Raw genomic sequence first — 19,398 nt, 5'->3', positions numbered from 1 at the left:
CGGCGGTCCGGTCCGCAGCGTGATTGGCACCCAGCTGCATGCAGTCTCACGTCCATTCTGGTTAGACCGTATCGGGCGAAAGAATCAACATCAAGAAGCGCTTCGGCGCCGGAGGAAGCATCATGGCGGTTCCCTTTGACCAAATGGAAGGGCAGATCTGGTATAACGGCGAGTTCGTGGATTGGAAGGACGCAAAGATCCATGTGCTGACCCACGGCCTGCACTATGCGAGCGCGGTGTTCGAGGGCGAGCGGGCCTATGGCGGACGCATCTTCAAGCTGACCGAGCACAGCCAGCGCCTGCATCGCTCGGCCGACATCCTCGGCTTCAAGATCCCCTACAGCGTCGACGAACTGGATGGCGCCTGCATCGAACTCCTGAAGCGGCAGGGCTTTTCCGAGGCCTATGTCCGGCCGGTCGCCTGGCGCGGATCGGAAATGATGGGCGTCTCGGCCCAGAAGAACCGCATCAACGTCGCGATCGCCATCTGGCAGTGGGGCAGCTATTTCGATCCGGCGGAGAAGCTGAAGGGTATCCGGCTCGACATCGCCGAGTACCGCCGGCCGGATCCGCGGACCGCGCCGTGCGAATCCAAGGCCGCCGGCCTCTACATGATCTGCACGATCTCCAAGCACGCCGCCGAGGCGAAGGGCTATGCCGACGCGATGATGCTCGACTATCGCGGGCAGGTGGCCGAGGCGACCGGCGCCAACATCTTCTTCGTCAGGGACGGCGTCATCCACACGCCGACGCCGGACTGCTTCCTCAACGGCATCACCCGCCAGACGGTGATCGAACTGGCCGGACGGCGCGGCTACCAGGTGGTTGAGCGGGCGATCATGCCGGAGGAGCTGTCAGGCTTCAGCGAGTGCTTCCTGACCGGCTCGGCGGCCGAGGTCACGCCGGTCTCCGAGATCGGACCGTACCGCTTCACGCCGTCGACCGTCTGCGAGACGCTGATGAACGACTACATGAAGGAAGTGGCCGCCGCTTAGGCCGGCCGGTAGCGGCGGTGACAAACGGCACCGCCGCATCTCACTAGGTCAGGCTGATCAGAACCGGCAACCACACTCGCCAGTTGAGCAGGGCGGTTGCGATCGTCAGGGAGCCCGTGGCCACGAGCGCAAAGATGTTCAAAGCTAGCAGTATTGCGCACAGGGCCGCCACCGCGCGTCCGCGAAACCGTGCCCAGAGCCAAATGTTGAAGCCCTGAATGACCAGCCATGCAGACAGGGCGGCCGACAGACGAATAGGCAGAGGCCACCAGAAGCCGGCCATGCCGGAGAACGTGCGAACGAGCGGCAGCACGGCAAGGGGAAGCATCAAGTTGACTGCCAGCAAGGCGGCGGCAATCTGAAGTTTGCGATCGGCCAACAAAGTCATCCCGAAGCTGGGTCGCCTGAAGAGAAGGGGCGGCGCTCTGCCGCCCGTTCCCGATTCGTAGATCAGGCCTGCTTGCGCCCCATGACGATGCCGGCGAGCGCCTGCAGCACGCCGCCGCCGATCAGGCCGCCGAGGCCATTCGCGACAAGGTTCGACAGGCCGGCCTCGCCGCCGAGCGCCTGCAGCAGCAGGCCACCGCCGACGCCGCCGATGGCGCCGACGATCGTGCGGACGATCACGCTGACGGCCTGCTGCTTCAAGATGGCGCCGACGGCATTGCCTCCGATCGCGCCGCTGATGAGCTGAGTGATGAGTGGCGTCAATGCTTCCATGTGCACTCCCCCAATGGTCGCGCCGGAAGCGCGTCCCACGCCCCCGGCCGTGACACGTGAACCTGGCGGCCGTGCATCCGTCGCGGCCGAATCGCCAGGGCCGAGACTCTCGACCGGGCCAGCGTGGTTGCCGCAATGGCATCTGTCAATTTCGCCGGGAGGTTGCCCACCGGAACCTGTGCTGCAACGCAAAAGCGGCCCGAAGCCGGGCCGCCGAAACCGTCCGGCCGTTGAACGGCCGACGCCGCACCCTATTCGGCCGCGTCGCTGAACACGCCGCGGCGGATCTGGTCTTCCTCGATCGACTCGAACAGCGCCTTGAAGTTGCCCTCGCCGAAACCCTCGTCGCCCTTGCGCTGGATGAACTCGAAGAAGATCGGGCCGATCACGGTCTTGGAGAAGATCTGCAGCAGGATCTTCGTCATGCCGCCGTCCACCACGCCTTCGCCATCGATCAGGATGCCATGTTTCCTTAGGCGCTCGATCGGCTCCTCATGGCCGCTCACGCGCTCCTGCGACCTCTCGTAATAGGTATCCGGCGGTCCGGGCATGAAGCGCAGCCCGTTTCCGGCCAGCTTGTCGGTGGCGTCGTAGATCTCGTCCGTGCCGACCGCAATGTGCTGAATGCCTTCGCCGTTGTACTTGCGCAGATATTCCTCGATCTGGCTCTTGTCGTCGGTCGACTCGTTCAGCGGGATGCGGATCTTGCCACAGGGCGAGGTGATGGCGCGCGAGACCAGCCCGCTCATCTTTCCGGCGATGTCAAAGAAGTGGATCTGGCGGAAATTGAAAAGCTCCCGGTAGAAGGCCCACCACTTGTCCATGTTTCCGCGGAAGACGTTGTGGGTGAGGTGGTCGAGATAGTAGAATCCGACGCCGACCGGCTTGGGATCGCGCGCGCCGAGCCATTCGAACTCGGCGTCATAGGCCGATCCCTTCTCCCCGTAGCAGTCGACGAAATAGAGCAGCGAGCCGCCGATGCCGACGATCGCCGGGGCGTCGATGCACTTGTCAGTGCCGGTATACTCCTCCGCGCCCATCGACACGGCATGCTTCAGGGCGTGTGCGGCATCGACGACGCGCCAGGCCATGGAGGGGGCGCAGGGACCGTGCTTTTCGACGAAGCGATCGGCGAAGGAGCCCTTCTCGGCGTTGAGAATGTAGTTGATGTCACCCTGACGCCAGACCGAGATGTCCTTGCTCCGGTGCCTGGCGACCCGGACATAGCCCATCTTCGCGAACAGCTCCGCCAGCTTCTCCGGCTCGGGGTGGGCGAACTCGACGAACTCGAAGCCGTCCGTGCCGGCCGGGTTCGTGGTCGTGATCTCGGCTGGCGGTGCATCATGCGGGAAAGGTCCCATGGCGTTCTCCTCCGGAGGTGTATTCGAGCGTGATGCAAGTATGCACCGCATTCGCCGCACGATGTTTGCATAAAGAGTGCCGATCGGTTCATATATGACCAAATCATGCGAAGTTCATGTCTTTGGAGGGAAAATCGTGCATCTGGATGCCTTCGACCGGAAATTGCTGGCGCTGCTGCAGCAGGACGCGCGGCTGACGAACAACGAGCTGTCCGAGCGCATCAACCTGTCGCCGTCGCAATGCTCGCGGCGGCGGGCACGGCTGGAGGACGAGGGCATCATCCGTGCCTACCGCGCAGAACTGGACCGCGAGAAGCTGGACCTCGGCATCGTCATCATCGTCACGGTGACCCTCGCAACCCACAATCGTGACAACGCGCAGCGCTTCGCCCGTCTGATCTCGCACCTTCCGGAAGTTCTGGAGGCGTTCGCCCTGACCGGCGAGATGGACTACATCATCAAGGTCGTCGTGCCCAACCTCAAGGCGCTGTCGGCCTTCGTCAACGACGTGCTGCTGCCGCACGAGTCGGTCTCGCACGTGAAGACAGCAATCGTGCTTGATACGCTCAAGGAGACCACGGCGCTGCCGGTGTAGGCGGATCGTCAGCGAATAGATCGCAGCGTCCGTCCGTGTTCCCGAAGGAACAGAACAGCGGGATGCGCCGTTGTAGGGTGCAAGTGTGCAACCGAACCGGCCATCGGGCCCGAGGGAAGTACAATGCCGAACAAGACACTTGCCGACACGGCCACCGTAGCAACCCGCCTGCGTGCCGTTGTGTACACCTACGTTGCCGCCAACATCGCGGTCACGGCGCTGCTGCTTTCCACCGTGGCACCGATGCCGTAACCCGGCCCGCGGAGTTCTTCCGTTTCGTTCGGTTTTCGACCGGCGAAGCGTGGCGCCGGGGCGCGCGAGGCTCTATAAGCGGAGCTGCGAGCAATTCCCAGCGAGGACTTCATGGCCATGCTTCAGGCGGGAATCATCCCCGTCACCCCTTTCCAGCAGAACTGCACGATCCTGTTTGACAGCGACACCAAGGAGGGCGTTGTCGTCGACCCCGGCGGCGACGTCGACACCATTCTCGATGTGGTGAAGCAGAACGGCATCGTGCTGAAGGCGATCTGGCTCACCCACGGGCACATCGATCACGCCGGCGGGGCGAAGGAACTGAAGGAGGCGCTCGGCCTCGAGATCGTCGGCCCGCACAAGGACGATCTGCCGCTGCTGGAGCGGCTGGAGACCCAGGCGGAAAAGTTCGGCGTTCCGATGAAGGCGCAAAACGTCGTGCCGGATCGTTGGCTGCAGGACGGCGACCGCGTTCGCTTCGGCGATCACGAGTTCGAGGTCTACCACACGCCCGGCCATGCGCCCGGCCACGTCATCTACTTCAACCGTGCGCAGAACTTCGCCCATCTCGGCGACGTGCTGTTTCGCGGTTCCGTCGGCCGCACCGACCTGCCCGGTGGCAGCGAGAGGGTGCTGCTGGAATCGATCCGCGACAAGGTGCTGCCGCTCGGCGACGACGTCGGCTTCATCTGCGGGCACGGACCGGGCGGCAAGATCGGCGAGGAGCGCCTGACCAACCCGTTCCTGCGTGGCATCTAGCCGCCATCTTCGTCCGCCAAATCGAAAGGCGGACGGGATGGTCCCGTCCGCCGTCATGTCGCTATTGGGTGGTCGGTTCAGCCAGCGACGCAGAAGTGGTCGCGGCCGTCATAGCCTCGGAAGGTGCCCGAGCGCGGGTTGAACGAGCGGTAGGTGTCCGCGCAGAAGCGGTACCATTCCGGGCTCCACGGCTCGTAGCTGCCGACCACGACGGGGCGGCGGTAGACCCGGCGGACCGGATAGTAGTCCGGCTCGACGTAGACCCGACGTGGCGCGGGCGCGTAGTAGGCGTTGTTGTTGGCGATCGCCGTGCCGACGATCACGCCGGCGGCGAGGCCCGCTGCGCCGGCAACCCAGGCGTCGCTGTTGTTGTTGCGGTGCTTGTGGTGCCGATAGTAGCGGTCGCCGGCCTCGGCCGTGGCAAAGGTGGTCAGCGGGGTCGCAACGACCGCTGCTGCCAGGACAACTGTTCGCAAGAAGTTCATTTTTGTGTGTCCCTCGTGTCGGCCGGATCGTCGGCCTCTGATGTTCGAGAGACTAGGGTCCGCTGGCTGAATGCGGCCTGAACAAAAAAGAACCCGGCACGAATGCCGGGTTTGCATTGCTCGATCTGCCGGGAGCGCCTCAGCCGGCGATCTGCAGGTTGACCGCCTTCGGTCCCTTGCCGCGACGATCGGGTTCGGTCTCGAAGCTTACTTTCTGGTTCTCAGAAAGGCCGCTCAGGCCGGAAGCCTGTACGGCGGAGATATGTACGAAGATGTCCGCACCACCGCTATCGGGCTTGATAAACCCGAAGCCCTTTTCGGTGTTGAAGAATTTTACAGTGCCAGTTTCGGCCATGCGTCAGGTCCTTTTCTCTCTGCCCGATAGTTTGGCGGCGGGCAGCATTTCCGGTTTGCCCCGAGGGGCGTGAGGCAGGCAGTTCCGATGTGAGGAAAGGGTCCTGTTTTACCGCAGCCAGCCACCTGGCGTCCCGCGGGACGCATCAGCACGGCTGCCCGGAATTTTTCTCGCGTCTCCGGCGCGCTATTATTCAAGGTCTTCCCATGTTCGCAAATTGCCCGAACAGCGGAAGATTGCTGTGTTTGTATTGAATTGGCAAGCAAAAGTTTCAATCTGCTCATATGGCCGCTGACATTAGCCAATTTTCGGGCGGATGCCGAAAAAGGTTGCAGCATTCCGGGACAGATTCAGGGCTATTGTACGATTTATATTGAGGAATCCGGAGCCTATAGCCAAGCGCGGGCGCTGATACAGGCCGAGCGGTCATTTGCATGTTCAGCAACGCGCCGATCAGGCGGTGGCAGTCCGCCGTTCCTTCCGGTTTTGCAGTTCGGGCACCAGTTCCGTCGCCAGCATGGCGACGAAGATGATGGCGCATCCGGCATAGCCGGCCGAGCTGATGCTCTCGCCAAGCAGGACCACGCCGAAGAGTGCCGCAAACAGCGCCTCGCTTGACAGGAAGATCGCCGCCTGCGGCGCGGTCGTATAGCGCTGGGCAATGTTCTGGCAGATGAAGGCGAGCCCGCTCGAGAAGAAGCCGGCATAGAGGATCTCGGGGAGCGCGCCCTCGATTGCGGCAAGGCTGACCGGCTCGACCAGCGCGCCGACGGCGCAGCCGAGCACGGCGCAGACCGCGAACTGCACGACCGACAGGGCCAGCGGACGGCCGGAGCGGCCGGCAAAGGCGCCGACGCAGATCATCTGGACCGACCAGAGCAGCGCGCACAGGATTGTGAGCAGATCCCCGCTCGTCAGGGCCGCGAACGCCCCGCCGCTGAGAAGGAAGATGCCGCCGGTGGCCATCGCCGCGGCCGGCCAGATGATCCAGTGCGGCTGCCTGCGCAGCACCACGGTCGTCAGGATCGGCGTAAAGACGACGTAGAGGCCGGTCAGGAAGCCCGAATTGGTCACCGAGGTGGTCAACAGCCCGACCTGCTGCGAGGCCGCCGCGGCAAACAGCGCCACGCCCGTGACGAGGAAGCCCAAACCGTCGCCGCGCCGAACCGGCGCAGCGGAGCGCTTCCTTTCGGCCAGCGCAAAGGGCAGGGCGACCAGCGTCGCCACGGCGAACCGCAGGCCGATGAACCAGATCGGCCCCAGCGTCTCCATCGCCGTCGACTGGGCGATGAAGCCCGCTCCCCAGATGGCACCGGCGAGCAACAGAAGGACGTTCGCCTGGAGACGCGACATGACAGACCTCGAACGGGAAGAAATGCGAGGGCCGACCGTTAGCAGGTGCGCGATTTCCGGGCAAGCCCCGGCGGATCTTGCCGGGCCAGGGGCGATCGCGACCAGACGCTGGGGTGCAGGCTGGCCGGTCGGCTACTGCGACGAGGGGGCCCGGTGGACGCGCAGCAACTGACCGTCGTCCTCGTCCGTCACCAGCAGCACCGAGCCGTCGGGGGCCACCTTGACGTCGCGCAGGCGGCCGAAGTCGCCGTCGAACAGCCGCTCCTCGCCGAGGACGGCGCCGGTCTCGTCGCGTTCGAGGCGCACCAGCATCTGGTATTTCAGCGCCGCGACCAGAAGGTCGCCGTCCCATTCGGGGAACATCGCGCCGCGATAGACGGCGATCGCGCCGGGGGCGATGGACGGGTCCCAGTAGTAGGCCGGTTGCTCGTATCCCTCCTTGCTGGTGCCTTCGCCGATTTCGGCGCCCGAGTAGTCCTTGCCGTAGGTGATCACCGGCCAGCCGTAGTTGCGGCCGGGCAGGGGATAGTTGACCTCGTCGCCGCCGCGCGCGCCATGCTCGACGGTGACGAGCCTGCCGTCCCTGGGGTCGATGGCGATGCCTTGCGGATTTCGATGGCCCTTCGACCAGATCTCCGGCAACCCGCCGCTGTCGCCGGCGTGAGGGTTGCTGCCGGGGATGCCGCCATCGGGACCGATGTGCAGGACCGAGCCCGCATGATCCCGAGGATTTTGCGCACGGTCGCGCTCGCCCCGGTCTCCGATGCCGAAAAACAGGCTGCCGTCCGGCGCGATGGCGATGCGGGAGCCGAAGTGTTGGCCCCTGCCGGTGAACCTGCTCATGGCAAAGATGCGCTGGACCTCCTCCAGGCTCTGCTCGTCGGCTGAAAGCCTGGCGCGGGCGACGGCGGTTCCGGCGCCCTCGCGGCCGGGCGCGCTATAGGTCAGGTACAGCGTTCGGCTGGTGGCGAAATCCGGCGCCAGCGCAACGTCGAGAAGGCCGCCCTGGCCGCGGGCGGCCACGCGCGGGACGCCCCTGATCGGGGCGGAGAGGTTACCGTTGCGGATGATGCGCAACGTACCCGGCCGCTCGGTGACAATGTAGGCGCCATCCGGCAGCACTTCGACGGACCAGGGATGGTTGAGGCCCGTGGCCACAGGCTCGACCCAAAGGAGCACCTTCTGGCTCGGATGTTCCTTCGTCTCCGCCAGTCCGGGCGACGGTAGCAGCAGCCACGCCAAGGCCGCAGCTTTCGCACCGCTCGGCAGTCTCGATAAAACGCCAGTCCACATGTCGTTCTCCCACTGCGCCATACCTGAAGTGGGAGGCATGCGTTTTCAAGAGGTCTGTCGTTCGTGGTGCCATGCCTCGCGAAAACGTGTACGCCGGTCAGGCCTCGCTGCGCCAGGGCGCCGGCGCGTCACTTCGCTCGTCGCTGCCGGCGAGCAACTGGCTCACCCCTGCCACCGTGACCAGCGACGCCAGTGCGATCCCCGCTGCTAGCCGCCGGTCCACCGACGCGTCGCCGGCGGACGCCGTCTTCGTGGCATGGGTGACGGTCGGGTCGAGAGCCCGGCCGCCGTGATCGAGGTCGAGCACGATCGGCGTCGCTCCGATCTCGCCCTCAAGGATCATGCGGCCGTGATCGAAAGGTTGGGCATGGGCCGTGTTCAGCAGGCCGACGATCATCAGGACGCAGGCTGCCAGCGCCGTTGCCGTGATGTACAGGACGGCACGGCGATCCCGCCGCCGGTCGTTCCTGGCCTTCTCGTCGTCGAAAAACATCTCCCGCTCCCTTGTCTCACTCCGTCCGGCTTGGCGCCTTGTCGGGGTAAAAGGCACGCCGATGGCGGCGCGACGGGGACCGAAATGCGGCACCGGCCGACAGTTGTTGTGGTGAAATCGTGGCGGTTGCAGAAAAATATCTTAGGCGCGGATTTGATCGAATAGATCAATCGTCCCGGACGTTTAGCAATCTGGCCGTGCCGGGGTCCCGCGAGCTTTTCTGGGACGCCGGCGTCATCTGCTGCCGCGCGGCGCAGTGCGCAAGGTGCTGGCGCCCGACACACCCTCCAGGGCGAGCCGGGCGGCGCGGATCGCGTCTGCCGGCGTCGCCGGCATCGGACCGGGCGATCGCCGCGCCGGTGTTGGCGAAAACGCGCGATCGAGTGCGGAAAGCCTGGTCTCCGCCTGGGCCAGAAGATCGCCCTGCATCAGCGGCAGCCCGATCTCGCGGCACAATTCCACCTGGCGGGGCGAGGCGATGCCCGGGACGATGGGACGGATCCCCTCACGCTCGAACCGGGCGACGATCACCCGCAAGAGGGCGGTCCCGGCCGTGCTGCCGGCGAAGCGCTGCACCCAGTGCGGATCGAATTTCAGCAGGCCCGGACGCAGGCGCGACTGCCGCTCGAGATCGCCTTCAGTCGCCGAATAGCCGTCGATCGCCACGAGAAAGCCTGCTTCGCGCAGTTGCGCGGCGAACCGCGTGGCCAGCGCCGGGTCCGCATCGGGGACCTCGGCGATCGCGCAGGCGATCCGCGCCGGGGGCAGATTCGCTTCCCGCGCGGCATGGCACATGCGATCGACTTCGCGGCTCGCCGTGGAAGAGAAGCCGAACAGTCCCGGCCGAGCGTTCACCAACAGCACCACGTCTCTGCTGGCCAACGCACCGGCGTTGAGAATGTGCAGGCTGCGGCACAGGCTGTCTTGCAACGCGCGGTCGGCTCCAGCTTCCGGCGCCAGGACTTCGCACGGGTCGACGGGACGGCCGTCCTGGCTGGCGCGCAGGCAGCCCTCGACGGCTTCGAGTTCGAGCACGCCTTCGGCGGTTTCGCGCAGGATCGGCTGGAACGCGGATTGCAGCAGGTAGGATCCGAGGACGGCCGATACGCTGCCGTCGGCATTCCGGGAGAGGTGGGTGAATATGCTGTCTGTCATGTGGTCTTCCGAAGCGCCCGGCGGTGCCACCGGACGTGTTTCGACTGTAGCGTCGCAGCGGTGAATCGGGATTTAAGGAGACCGCTAGAATGCCGACCGACCGATCATTCGCCGGCACTTCGGCCGATCTTTCGGAGCGTCGTCCATTCCTGATGGTGATGGCGTCGATGAAACCTTTTCATGTTGGCCGCGATTGAAGGCCCGGGCATGCTTTTTTAGGTGCCGAGCCTTGCAAGACCGGCACGTTTTGGCCATAGACCTAGCGCCTTGGGACCCCGACGGCCCATGGTGCCACGCCGTCCTTGAACCCGAACTGGAACCCGACCATGGCCTTTCTTGCCGATGCCCTTTCCCGTGTGAAGCCCTCCGCCACCATCGCTGTCTCGCAGAAGGCACGCGACCTGAAAGCCAAGGGTCGCGACGTCATAGGCCTCGGGGCGGGCGAGCCGGATTTCGACACGCCGCTCAACATCAAGCAGGCCGCGATCGAAGCGATCAACCGGGGCGAGACGAAGTACACGCCCGTTGCCGGCATTCCGGAACTGCGCGAGGCGATCGTCAAGAAATTCAAGCGCGAGAACAACCTCGACTACACGCCCGCCCAGGTGATCGTCGGCACCGGCGGAAAGCAGATTCTTTTCAACGCCTTCATGGCGACGCTGAATCCGGGTGATGAAGTCGTCATCCCGGCTCCCTACTGGGTGTCCTATCCGGAGATGGTGGCGCTGTGCGGCGGCACGCCGGTATTCGTGCCGACCACGCAGGCGAACAGCTTCAAGCTGACGCCGGCGGACCTCGACCGGGCGATCACGCCGAAGACGAAGTGGCTTGTGTTCAACTCGCCGTCGAATCCGTCCGGCGCGGCCTATTCGCAGGAGGAACTGAAGGCGCTCACCGATGTGCTGCTGAAGCACCCGCATGTCTGGATCCTGACCGACGACATGTACGAGCACCTGACCTATGGCGACTTCAAGTTCGCGACCCCGGCCGAGATCGAGCCACGGCTTTACGAGCGCACGCTGACCATGAACGGCGTCTCGAAGGCCTACGCGATGACCGGCTGGCGCATCGGCTACGCCGCCGGCCCGCTCAACCTGATCAAGGCGATGGACATGATCCAGGGGCAGCAGACCTCGGGCGCCTGCTCGATCGCCCAGTGGGCGGCCGTCGAGGCGCTGAACGGCACCCAGGACTTCATTCCGCAGAACAAGAAGGTCTTCGAGGCCCGTCGCGATCTCGTCGTCTCCATGCTGAACCAGGCCAAGGGCATCGAGTGCCCGTCGCCGGAAGGCGCGTTCTATGTCTATCCCTCGTGCAAGGGGCTGATCGGCAAGACCGCACCGTCGGGCAAGGTGATCGAGACCGACGAGGACTTCGTCTCCGAGCTTCTCGAGGCAGAGGGCGTCGCGGTCGTCCACGGCTCGGCCTTCGGCCTCGGGCCGAACTTCCGCATCTCCTACGCGACCTCCGAGGCCCTGCTCGAGGAGGCCTGCAAGCGCATCCAGCGCTTCTGCGCCGCCTGCAAGTAGGCGTCCGAACTCTAGCTCCGTCTTCCGGGCCCGCCGGCAACGGCGGGTCTCTTGCCGCCCGATGGGCTTCGCAATTTGATTCAAGGCGCTGTGGGCCGGATTCCGATACTCACCGCAAGTCATTGAATTGTCTGTCCTGGCATTCCGGCCCGGAGCGCAGGTGACGCCGGCCGCGGGGCAGGCCGGTGGCAATGGCCGTCAATTCCGGAACACGATGCAGGCGCCGCCATGGCTGCGGATCCGGTTGCAGAGAGCGTCGGCTTCCTTGCGCGTTTCGCGACCGATGCGGGCGGCGTAGCGCGGCCGGTGCCCGAAGCCGGGATTATGCTCGCGGCGGATATAGGGCTTCTCGCTGTTAAGTGGTGCCGGCAGCCGCTCCACGGCCATCATGAACATCTTGTAGGCGGCCGGCTTGCTGAAGTGGGCGGCAAGCTGGACGCCCCACGGCGCCCAGTTCTCCTCTTGCGGCAGAGAGACTTCCTTCAGCCGGCGGGTGTCGGCCAGCGCGATGCAGGCCTGGAGAAACGGCTTTTCCTTGTCGAGCGCGATGTCGAGCTGCACGGGCGGCGTCTCCTTCCACTCCTCCGCGGAATGGGCGGTGATGGCCATGACATAGGCCCGCGTCTCGAAGGGCAGGCGGCCCGTCGCCAGGAAGGTGGAGAGACTGCCTTCGCCGGCGTTGTAGGCGGCGGCCGCCAGTCCCAGGTTGCCGAAGCGCCGGCGCAGGTCGGCCAGATATTCGGCGGACTTCTCCAGCGACTGCAGGGCGTGGAAACTGTTTTTCAGCCCGCGCAAGCGCGCCGTGCCGGGCATGAACTGGGCGATCCCCTCGGCGCCCTTCGGGCTGACGGCGTCGGGCCGGAACAGGCTCTCGCGCCATATCAGACGCGCGAAATAGCCCGGGGGAAGGCTATGGGCCCGCGCAAAGCCCTCGATGGCGGTGCAGATGTCGCGTCCGTAGGTTTCCGGGCGCACGCACAGCCGCGTGCCGTCGCCGAGCTCGGCGTCGTACAGGCAGGGGGGAGGGGCGCGCCATTCGGGCTGGCTGTGGGCGGGCGAGGACGGGAAGAAGCCGAGCAGCGCCGCTGCCGTGGCGGAGAGAAGCTGGCTTGAGCGTAGTGACCGCCTTCTGCCTGCGAACATCCGTCATCCCCCGCTCCGTCTCCGCACAGCATCCTTGATACCATCGAACGGGCGAGGGGCGAAAGCCGATCGCGCTTCCCGCTGCGCAGCCATCGGAAAGTCCGGGACGTTCGACCAAGGCCAAATCCGTATCCGACCCTCTCCCCGCAAGCGGGGAGAGGGAGACGAGGCGCTGCGGCGGACCTGGGCCGCTTGCGCCCCGCAGCCACCCGACCGGGATCAGGCGACGTTGCCGAGGACCGGATAGTCGGTGTAGCCGGTCGCTCCGCCGCCGTAGAAGGTGGCCTGATCCGGCGTGTTCAGCGGCGCATTCTCGCGCAGACGCTCGACAAGGTCCGGGTTGGCGATGAACAGCTTGCCGAAGGCGACGAGGTCGGCGTGGCCGCTTTCGACGGCCCTGATGGCCAGTTCGCGGTCATAGCCGTTGTTGACCATCCAGGCAGCCTTGCCGCCCTTGGCCCGGTAGGCGTTCTTCAGTGCGCCATAGTCGAACGCAACGGGTCCCTGCTGATGGTCGCGCGCACCCCCGGTCGCCCCCTCGACCACATGAACGTAGGCGAGATCGTTTGGCAGGCCGGCGACCACGTGGTTGAAGAGCGGCTGCGGCTCGGGGTCGGAGGCGTCGTTGGAGGGGGTCACCGGTGAAAGGCGGATGGCCGTGCGTCCGGCGCCGATCTCGCCGGTGACCGCTGCGACGACCTCGAACAGGAAACGTGCCCGGTTCCCGATCGAACCGCCATAGGCGTCGGTGCGCCGGTTGCTGCCGGAGCGCAGGAACTGGTCGATCAGGTAGCCATTGGCGGCGTGGATCTCGACGCCGTCGAAGCCGGCGTCGATCGCCGCGCGCGCCGCCTTGCGATAATCCTCGACGATGCCGGCGATTTCGGAGGCCTCGAGCGCGCGGGGCTCGGAGGTCGGGGCAAAGCCGCCGGTGCCGTCCTCGTTGACCAGATAGGTCTTGGACTTTGCGGTGATCGCGGACGGCGCCACCGGCTGGCCGCCGCCGGGCTGCAGGCTGGTGTGCGAGATGCGGCCGACATGCCACATCTGCACGACGATCTTGCCGCCGGCCCGATGGACGGCGTCGGTGACCTCGCGCCATCCGGCCAGTGCCTCGGGCGTGTAGAGGCCCGGGACATCCGAATAGCCCTGGCCCTGGTGGGAGACCGGCGTTGCCTCGGTGATCAGCAGTCCGGCGCTGGCGCGCTGCTCGTAGTAGGCCACGTTCATCGTGTTCGGCACGGCGCGCGGCGAGCGGTTGCGGGTCAGCGGCGCCATGACGATTCGGCTATTCAGGGTGAGGTCGCCGGTGGTGATGGGGTCGAAAAGGGTAGGCATGGGAAGTCCTTTGCCGGTTTGGAAGGAGACCGGTCCCGGGGGAGGCGGGGGGTCAGAGCGTGGTGTTGAGGTGCCGGAGGAACGCGGCGATATTTTCCTCGTTGCGCTTGTAGAAGATCCATTGGCCGACGCGCCTTGTGCTGACGAGGCCGGCCCTCTGCAGCGTGGCAAGATGTGCCGAGACCGTCGACTGCGACAGCCCGCAGCGCTCGAACTGGCTGGCGCAAACCCCCATGTCGAGCGGATGTTCCTGCCCGCTGAAGTGCAGCTCCGGCTCGCGCAGCCATTGCAGGATCTGCACCCGCACCGGGTGCGCCAACGCCTTGAGGATATCGTCAGCTTCCATCGAGCACCTCGCTTCGTTGTATCGCGATACATCGATATATAAATCGCATCTGGCCGAATTACAAGTTCACAAGGCCGTGAGCTCCGGCTCGTGGCGATGGGTAAAAAAAAGGGCCTCGAGTGACGACCCGGGCCCTATAGGTGTGAAGGTAAAACCTCCAGAGGGGAACAGCCGATGCGGCGGCACTGGGAGGAGAAAGACCGCCAGATGCATCGACTGAAATGGATATGGGGCGGCCCGCGACGGCTTTCAAGGGAGCAGATTGCCGCATCGGTGGGCGTAATGGGAAAAATTTAGTCAGGTAAAAAAAGAGGGCCGCAAGACGAACTTGGGCCCTTTATAGTTTTGAAGGTAAAAACCTCCAGAGGGGAACAGCTGCTGCGGTGGCACTGGGAGGAAAAAGCCACCATAGATGCATCAGCTGCGTGCGATATGCTGGTTTTTTGAGCATACATCAATCATTTAATGTGCATGCCAGCCATGCAGTTTGCGCACGCCTGCACGGGAGGGTCGCGCGCGCGCCGTCAGAAGTTCCAGTTGCGCGCCTTCGAGACGATAAAGTCGCGGAAGACCTTCAGCTTTGCTGCGTTCTTCATTTCGTGCGGATAGCAGAAATAAGTGTCGAACGAGGGGACGTCGGCATTGGTGACGAGCTGCAGCAGGCCCGGATCGCGGCCGACGATGTAGTCCGGCAGCATGGCGATGCCGATACCGAGCAGGCAGGCGCGCTTGATCGAGGTCAGGCTGTTGATCTGCAGCACCGACGGACGCGGATTGTCGGAATCGCGGCCGGCGATCTGCAGCCAGTTCACGTCAAGCAGGTAGTTGGGCGCGGGCTCGCCGAAGGTGATGATCTTGTGATGGTCGAGGTCGTCGATCGACTGCGGTTCGCCATAGCGGTTGATGTAGGAGGGAGCCGCATAGACATGCATGTGCACGGTGAACAGCTTGCGCTGGATCAGGTCCGACTGCTGCGGCTCGCGTAGCCGGATCGCACAGTCGGCGTGACGCATGTTGACGTCCAGTTCCTCGTTGTCCAGCAGGAGCTGGACCTGCATGTCGGGATAGAGCGCGAGGAACTCCTGGACCTTGTCGGTAAGCCAGCCCTGGCCGAGACCGACGGTCGTCGTGATCCTGAGCTTGCCGCTCGGCTTTTCCGTCGTCTCGGTCAGTTGCACCCGCACGCTTTCGAGCTTCATCAGAACCTCGTGCGCGGTGCGATAAAGGATTTCCCCCTGTTCGGTCAGGATCAGGCCGCGGGCGTGGCGGTGGAACAGCTTGATGCCGACATCCTGCTCGAGCGCACTCACCTGGCGGCTGATGGCGGACTGCGACAGGTGCAACTTGTCGGCCGCGTGTGTGAACGAGCCGGCCTCGGCCGCGGCATGGAATATCCGCAGCTTGTCCCAGTCGAGCGCCATGTTATCCCCCATAAGTCCTCAAGGCGGGGAGCCGATGGCTACCCGCCTGCTGCTGATGATCACTGTTCCCACGCCCGCAGGTGCGGGCCGGGTGCCCGCCCCGCGATGCTGGCGGCTTCTATTCGGCCGCAATTGCGACGGGCATATGCCCTGAAAGGTAGCGTTCGGCTTCCAGCGCGGCCATGCAGCCCATTCCGGCCGCGGTCACCGCCTGGCGGTAGATGTCGTCGGTGACGTCGCCGGCCGCGAAGACGCCCGGCACGTCGGTCGCGGTCGAGTCGGCCGCGGTCCAAAGGTAGCCGTTCGACTTCTGCTTCAGCTTGCCGGCGAAGAGCTCCACCGCCGGCGCATGGCCGATGGCGACGAAGACGCCGTCGGTCGCCATGTCGGTCGTGGCGCCGGTCTTGGTGTTGCGCAGGCGCACGCCGGTGAGCGAGGCGGGCATCGGCGGCTTGGCCTCGGTGCCGAGATACTCCACCACCTCGTGGTCCCAGACCACCTTGACATTGGCCTTGGCGAACAGGCGTTCCTGCAGGATCTTCTCCGCGCGGAAGGCGTCGCGGCGATGCACGACGGTCACGGACCTGGCAAGGTTGGCGAGATAGAGAGCCTCCTCGACCGCCGAGTTGCCGCCGCCGACCACGATCACGTCCTTGTTCCGATAGAAGAAGCCGTCGCAGGTGGCGCAAGCCGAAACACCGAACCCCTGGAACGTGTGCTCGCTCTCGATGCCGAGCCACTTGGCCTTGGCGCCGGTGGCGATGATCAGCGAATCCGCCGTCCAGACGTTGCCGCTGTCGGTCTCGACGCGGAAGGGACGGACGTCGAGGTCGACCGACGTGACCAGGTCGTTGACGATCTCCGCGCCGACGTGCTCGGCCTGCTTGAGCATCTGGTCCATCATCCACGGGCCCTGCACCGGTTCGGCATAGCCCGGATAATTCTCCACGTCCGTGGTGATCATCAACTGGCCGCCCTGCTCCAGGCCGGCGATGAGCACCGGCTCCAGCAGGGCGCGCGCGGAATAGATGGCGGCGGTGTAGCCGGCCGGGCCGGAACCGATGATCAGGACCTTGACGTGACGGGCAGTCATGCACTGCACTCCTTAGCATGGCGCGCCGACGGGTGACAGTTGCGGCGGGCGGTCTCGAATTCGAACCCCATTTATGAGTTGAGCCTCATCATATTCAAGGGCGGGGCGGCATTTGCCAACAGGAAGGCCGCAGGGCGTGACATTTTTGTTCCGAACCCTGCAACTATCTTACGCGAGGCGGCCGTTTCTGGTAATGCGCGCCTTTTACGACAGGACAGGACGCCAACCGTGTTTCGCGCCGAGCTCGACGCCATCGATATCAAGATTCTCAAAGAACTGCAGGCCGACGGTCGCATGACCAATGTGGAGCTCGCCGCCAAGGCCGGCATCTCCGCCCCGCCATGCCTGCGGCGGGTGCGCAAGCTCGAGGAGGCGGGCATCATCGAGGGCTATCACGCGATGTTGAACGCCCCCGCGCTCGGTTTTGACCTCGTCGCCTTCTGCATGGTCGGGCTCAAGCACCAGTCGGAGGCGAACCTGAAGGCGTTCGCTGCCGCGACGGCACAGTGGCCGCTCGTGCGCCAGGCCTGGATGGTGTCCGGCGACAGCGACTTCCTGCTCCATTGCGTCGCCGAGAACCTGACCCGGTTCCAGGACTTCGTCATCGAGGTGCTGACCGCCAACGAGCACGTCGACACCGTCCGCACCATGCTGACGATCCGCCAGGTGAAGAAGCTCGGCCTGGTGGAGATATGAGGCGATGGCCGACCGCCCGCTCATCCGCTCCATCATCGGGCGCGGCCTGCGCCTCTTGCTCGGAGGCTCCCGCGCCCATGCGCAGGATGCGTTTCCCGGGCTGAAGATCCGCCAGTCGCCGGAAGGACAGGCGGTGTTCTACCGCGGCCGCCGTGTGGCAAGGCTAGAGCCTGCCGGGGCCCTGCGCACCGTCTCGGGCGGAGCGGCCTTTGTCGTCGGTTCCGGCCCCTCGGTCGCCGCGGCCGACTTCTCGCGGCTGCCGCCCGGCAGCGCGATCCTGCTCAACGGCGCCATTCACCTCGTCGCCGAGCAGATCGGCCGGCCGCTGGCCGTAGCCATCGAGGACGAGCGGTTCGTCTGGCGTCACTTCGCGCTGATGCGGGCAAAGATCGCACCCGGCCAGTTGTGCTTTTTCTCGGTGGCTGTCCTGCGCGCGATCTGCGAACACGATCCGATCTGGCTTTCGGACAAGCGCACCGTGCTGATCGACAACATCGCCAAGCCGTACGGGCTGCCGCGGCGCAAGCACGCGCAACTGGCCGCGCTCGACTTCCTCCGCTTCGACGCGACCGGCGCCTTCGGTTTTTCGCTGGATCCGGACCGCGGTGTTTTCCAGGGCGGATCGGTTGCCGTTTCCGCCCTGCAGTTCGCCGTGGCGGCGCGGCCGAAGAGGATCGGCTTCATCGGCGTCGACATTCGCAACGCCAGCGAGCCGCGCTTCTACGAAACGGCCGGAAAGACGGCCTTTTCCGGGATCGCCAGGGCAGAGGCCCGCATCCTCGGCAACCTCGCGCTCGGGCGGGCAGTTGCGCTCGAGCAGGGAATGGAGGTCGTGAATCACGCGCCGGCCTCGGCGCTCGCCGACGCGGGCTTTCCCTTCGATGACCGGCTGATCCGTTAAGGCCCGTCGCGCCATCGGCAACGCGGCTGTGCCGGCTAGGCGCGCAGCAGCCGCCGATAGATCTCGCCCACGGCCGTTGCTTCCTTTCGCAGGTCGAACGCCGCGCGCACGTGCTGGAGGGCCCTTTCGCCATGCGCAAGGGCGCGGGCGGGGTCGGAGAGGTAGCGCTCGACCGCCTTGGTCAGCGCGGCACCGTCGCCGGCTGGCACGACCAGGCCCGTCTCGCCCTCGATCGTCATCTCCGCATAGGCGCCGGCGTCGGAGGTGACCACCGCCGTCTGCGAGGCCATCGCCTCCAGTGGCGTCAGCCCGAACCCTTCGTTACGGGAGGGGGCGACATAGAGCGTCAGGCGCCGGTACCACGGCCTGATGTCGTCCACCTCGCCGAGGAAGACGATGCGGTCGGAGAGGCCGGCGGCGGCAATGTCGGCCTTCAGCGCGTCGGCAAAGGCCCTGTGCTCGGGGGTGGTGCGGCCGGAGATCACCGCGGTCCAGTCGGGGTGGCGTGGCAGGAGTTCGATCATCGACCGCACGAAGAGATCGGTGCCCTTCTGGTGGCGCACGCGGCCGAAGCAGCCGACGAGGTACTTGCCCGGCAAGCCGGTCGATACCAGGCTGTCGTCGGGCCCAGGTGGGTGAAAGCGCTCCAGGTCGACGCCGTGCTGGATGACGGTGTGCGGCACCTCGAGGAAGGAGCCGGAGCGGGTGCTGGTGGCGATGACCGCGTCCATCCTGCGGATCAGCAGCTTCGTGTAGCGGCTGTGCCTGCGCTGCGCGGCGGAGGTGAACAGAAGCCTCAGCGGCATGCGCAGCACGTCGCGCAGAACGATGGCCGGCAACATCTCGGTGTTGCGCCGGGCGTGCCAGACGCGTCGGGTGCCGCCGGCCGGCGGTCGCCACAGCGACAGCAGGTCGCGAAAGCGGATGCGGGGCAGGTCGGCCGGCAGGCCGGGGCCGAGCGTCGCCACGCGCTGACCGAGCGCACGCTGCATCGGCACCAGTTGCACGATGGTGGAGGTCACGCCCGAGAGGCGCCGCTTGAAGTTCGGCGCGATGACGTCGACATCGGCGATGTCGACGTCGGCTTCGGCCTTGTGCGGGGAGGCGGTCATGCG

Annotated in this window: 22 protein-coding genes; 7 read left to right on the top strand and 15 right to left on the bottom strand. The window is 65.4% G+C overall.

What is annotated here, in order from left to right; all coding sequences use genetic code 11:
* Positions 1–119: 119 nt before the first annotated feature.
* Complete coding sequence (locus ACXAGF_RS13600) at positions 120–995, top strand: branched-chain amino acid aminotransferase (RefSeq protein WP_475019292.1); 876 nt, start codon at positions 120–122, stop codon at positions 993–995.
* Positions 996–1,038: 43 nt separating this feature from the next.
* Here ACXAGF_RS13600 and ACXAGF_RS13595 read toward each other — a convergent pair whose 3' ends face one another.
* The 3 genes from ACXAGF_RS13595 to hppD all read right to left on the bottom strand — a co-directional run bounded on the left by ACXAGF_RS13595 (position 1,039) and on the right by hppD (position 3,076).
* A complete protein-coding gene (locus ACXAGF_RS13595; RefSeq protein WP_475017834.1) occupies positions 1,039–1,374 on the bottom strand; it encodes a hypothetical protein in 336 nt (111 codons plus the stop codon).
* Between the two features lie 71 nt (positions 1,375–1,445).
* Positions 1,446–1,715, bottom strand: coding sequence for a hypothetical protein (locus tag ACXAGF_RS13590; protein WP_475017830.1), 270 nt, complete (start codon positions 1,713–1,715; stop codon positions 1,446–1,448).
* 251 nt (positions 1,716–1,966) lie between these two features.
* Positions 1,967–3,076 carry a 4-hydroxyphenylpyruvate dioxygenase gene (gene hppD, locus ACXAGF_RS13585; RefSeq protein WP_475017826.1) on the bottom strand — a complete coding sequence of 370 codons (1,110 nt, stop codon included), beginning with the start codon at positions 3,074–3,076 and terminating at the stop codon, positions 1,967–1,969.
* Positions 3,077–3,170: 94 nt separating this feature from the next.
* Here hppD and ACXAGF_RS13580 point away from each other — a divergent pair, with 94 nt between their 5' ends.
* From ACXAGF_RS13580 to ACXAGF_RS13570, 3 genes are all read left to right on the top strand, one after another.
* Complete coding sequence (locus ACXAGF_RS13580) at positions 3,171–3,671, top strand: Lrp/AsnC family transcriptional regulator (RefSeq protein WP_475017825.1); 501 nt, start codon at positions 3,171–3,173, stop codon at positions 3,669–3,671.
* Between the two features lie 123 nt (positions 3,672–3,794).
* A complete protein-coding gene (locus ACXAGF_RS13575; RefSeq protein WP_475017823.1) occupies positions 3,795–3,923 on the top strand; it encodes a hypothetical protein in 129 nt (42 codons plus the stop codon).
* A 117-nt stretch (positions 3,924–4,040) separates the two neighbouring features.
* The gene (locus ACXAGF_RS13570; RefSeq protein WP_475019291.1) at positions 4,041–4,682 is read left to right on the top strand and encodes an MBL fold metallo-hydrolase; all 642 of its coding nucleotides are present in this window, start codon (positions 4,041–4,043) and stop codon (positions 4,680–4,682) included.
* Positions 4,683–4,759: 77 nt separating this feature from the next.
* Here the strand turns inward: ACXAGF_RS13570 and ACXAGF_RS13565 are convergent, their stop codons facing one another.
* From ACXAGF_RS13565 to ACXAGF_RS13540, 6 genes are all read right to left on the bottom strand, one after another.
* Positions 4,760–5,167: a BA14K family protein gene (locus ACXAGF_RS13565; protein ID WP_475017821.1), complete on the bottom strand. Its 408-nt coding sequence runs from the start codon at positions 5,165–5,167 to the stop codon at positions 4,760–4,762.
* A gap of 139 nt (positions 5,168–5,306) precedes the next feature.
* Positions 5,307–5,522 carry a cold-shock protein gene (locus ACXAGF_RS13560; protein ID WP_475017819.1) on the bottom strand — a complete coding sequence of 72 codons (216 nt, stop codon included), beginning with the start codon at positions 5,520–5,522 and terminating at the stop codon, positions 5,307–5,309.
* Positions 5,523–5,975: 453 nt separating this feature from the next.
* Positions 5,976–6,875 (bottom strand): DMT family transporter, encoded by a 900-nt coding sequence (locus ACXAGF_RS13555; protein ID WP_475017817.1) that lies wholly within the window; start codon positions 6,873–6,875, stop codon positions 5,976–5,978.
* A 132-nt stretch (positions 6,876–7,007) separates the two neighbouring features.
* The gene (locus tag ACXAGF_RS13550) at positions 7,008–8,168 is read right to left on the bottom strand and encodes a PQQ-dependent sugar dehydrogenase (RefSeq protein WP_475017815.1); all 1,161 of its coding nucleotides are present in this window, start codon (positions 8,166–8,168) and stop codon (positions 7,008–7,010) included.
* A gap of 97 nt (positions 8,169–8,265) precedes the next feature.
* Positions 8,266–8,661: a hypothetical protein gene (locus ACXAGF_RS13545; protein ID WP_475017813.1), complete on the bottom strand. Its 396-nt coding sequence runs from the start codon at positions 8,659–8,661 to the stop codon at positions 8,266–8,268.
* Between the two features lie 234 nt (positions 8,662–8,895).
* Positions 8,896–9,846 (bottom strand): EAL domain-containing protein, encoded by a 951-nt coding sequence (locus tag ACXAGF_RS13540; protein ID WP_475017811.1) that lies wholly within the window; start codon positions 9,844–9,846, stop codon positions 8,896–8,898.
* Positions 9,847–10,142: 296 nt separating this feature from the next.
* Between ACXAGF_RS13540 and ACXAGF_RS13535 the strand changes: the two genes are divergently transcribed.
* Positions 10,143–11,345, top strand: coding sequence for a pyridoxal phosphate-dependent aminotransferase (locus ACXAGF_RS13535; RefSeq protein ID WP_475017810.1), 1,203 nt, complete (start codon positions 10,143–10,145; stop codon positions 11,343–11,345).
* A gap of 198 nt (positions 11,346–11,543) precedes the next feature.
* On the opposite strand, the gene ACXAGF_RS13530 is transcribed toward ACXAGF_RS13535, so the two are convergent.
* From ACXAGF_RS13530 to trxB, 5 genes are all read right to left on the bottom strand, one after another.
* Positions 11,544–12,488, bottom strand: a complete 945-nt coding sequence (locus tag ACXAGF_RS13530) for a lytic transglycosylase domain-containing protein (RefSeq protein ID WP_475017808.1) — start codon at positions 12,486–12,488, stop codon at positions 11,544–11,546.
* Positions 12,489–12,707: 219 nt separating this feature from the next.
* A complete protein-coding gene (locus ACXAGF_RS13525) occupies positions 12,708–13,826 on the bottom strand; it encodes an alkene reductase (protein WP_475017807.1) in 1,119 nt (372 codons plus the stop codon).
* 52 nt (positions 13,827–13,878) lie between these two features.
* Positions 13,879–14,172: an ArsR/SmtB family transcription factor gene (locus ACXAGF_RS13520; protein ID WP_475017805.1), complete on the bottom strand. Its 294-nt coding sequence runs from the start codon at positions 14,170–14,172 to the stop codon at positions 13,879–13,881.
* A 524-nt stretch (positions 14,173–14,696) separates the two neighbouring features.
* Positions 14,697–15,593 (bottom strand): LysR family transcriptional regulator VtlR, encoded by an 897-nt coding sequence (locus ACXAGF_RS13515; protein WP_192246320.1) that lies wholly within the window; start codon positions 15,591–15,593, stop codon positions 14,697–14,699.
* Positions 15,594–15,711: 118 nt separating this feature from the next.
* Entirely contained in the window at positions 15,712–16,686 is a 975-nt protein-coding gene (trxB, locus tag ACXAGF_RS13510; protein WP_475017803.1) for a thioredoxin-disulfide reductase, read from the bottom strand.
* Positions 16,687–16,914: 228 nt separating this feature from the next.
* Between trxB and ACXAGF_RS13505 the strand changes: the two genes are divergently transcribed.
* Both ACXAGF_RS13505 and ACXAGF_RS13500 read left to right on the top strand, forming a co-directional pair.
* Entirely contained in the window at positions 16,915–17,382 is a 468-nt protein-coding gene (locus ACXAGF_RS13505) for an Lrp/AsnC family transcriptional regulator (protein ID WP_475017802.1), read from the top strand.
* A 4-nt stretch (positions 17,383–17,386) separates the two neighbouring features.
* Positions 17,387–18,283, top strand: coding sequence for a glycosyl transferase (locus ACXAGF_RS13500; protein WP_475017800.1), 897 nt, complete (start codon positions 17,387–17,389; stop codon positions 18,281–18,283).
* Positions 18,284–18,318: 35 nt separating this feature from the next.
* On the opposite strand, the gene ACXAGF_RS13495 is transcribed toward ACXAGF_RS13500, so the two are convergent.
* Positions 18,319–19,395 (bottom strand): glycosyltransferase family 4 protein, encoded by a 1,077-nt coding sequence (locus ACXAGF_RS13495; RefSeq protein ID WP_475017798.1) that lies wholly within the window; start codon positions 19,393–19,395, stop codon positions 18,319–18,321.
* Positions 19,396–19,398 lie beyond the last annotated feature (3 nt).

It is taken from the genome of Mycoplana sp. ABR4_002 (genome assembly GCF_056159645.1).
This window is presented reverse-complemented; position numbering and strand designations above follow the sequence as displayed.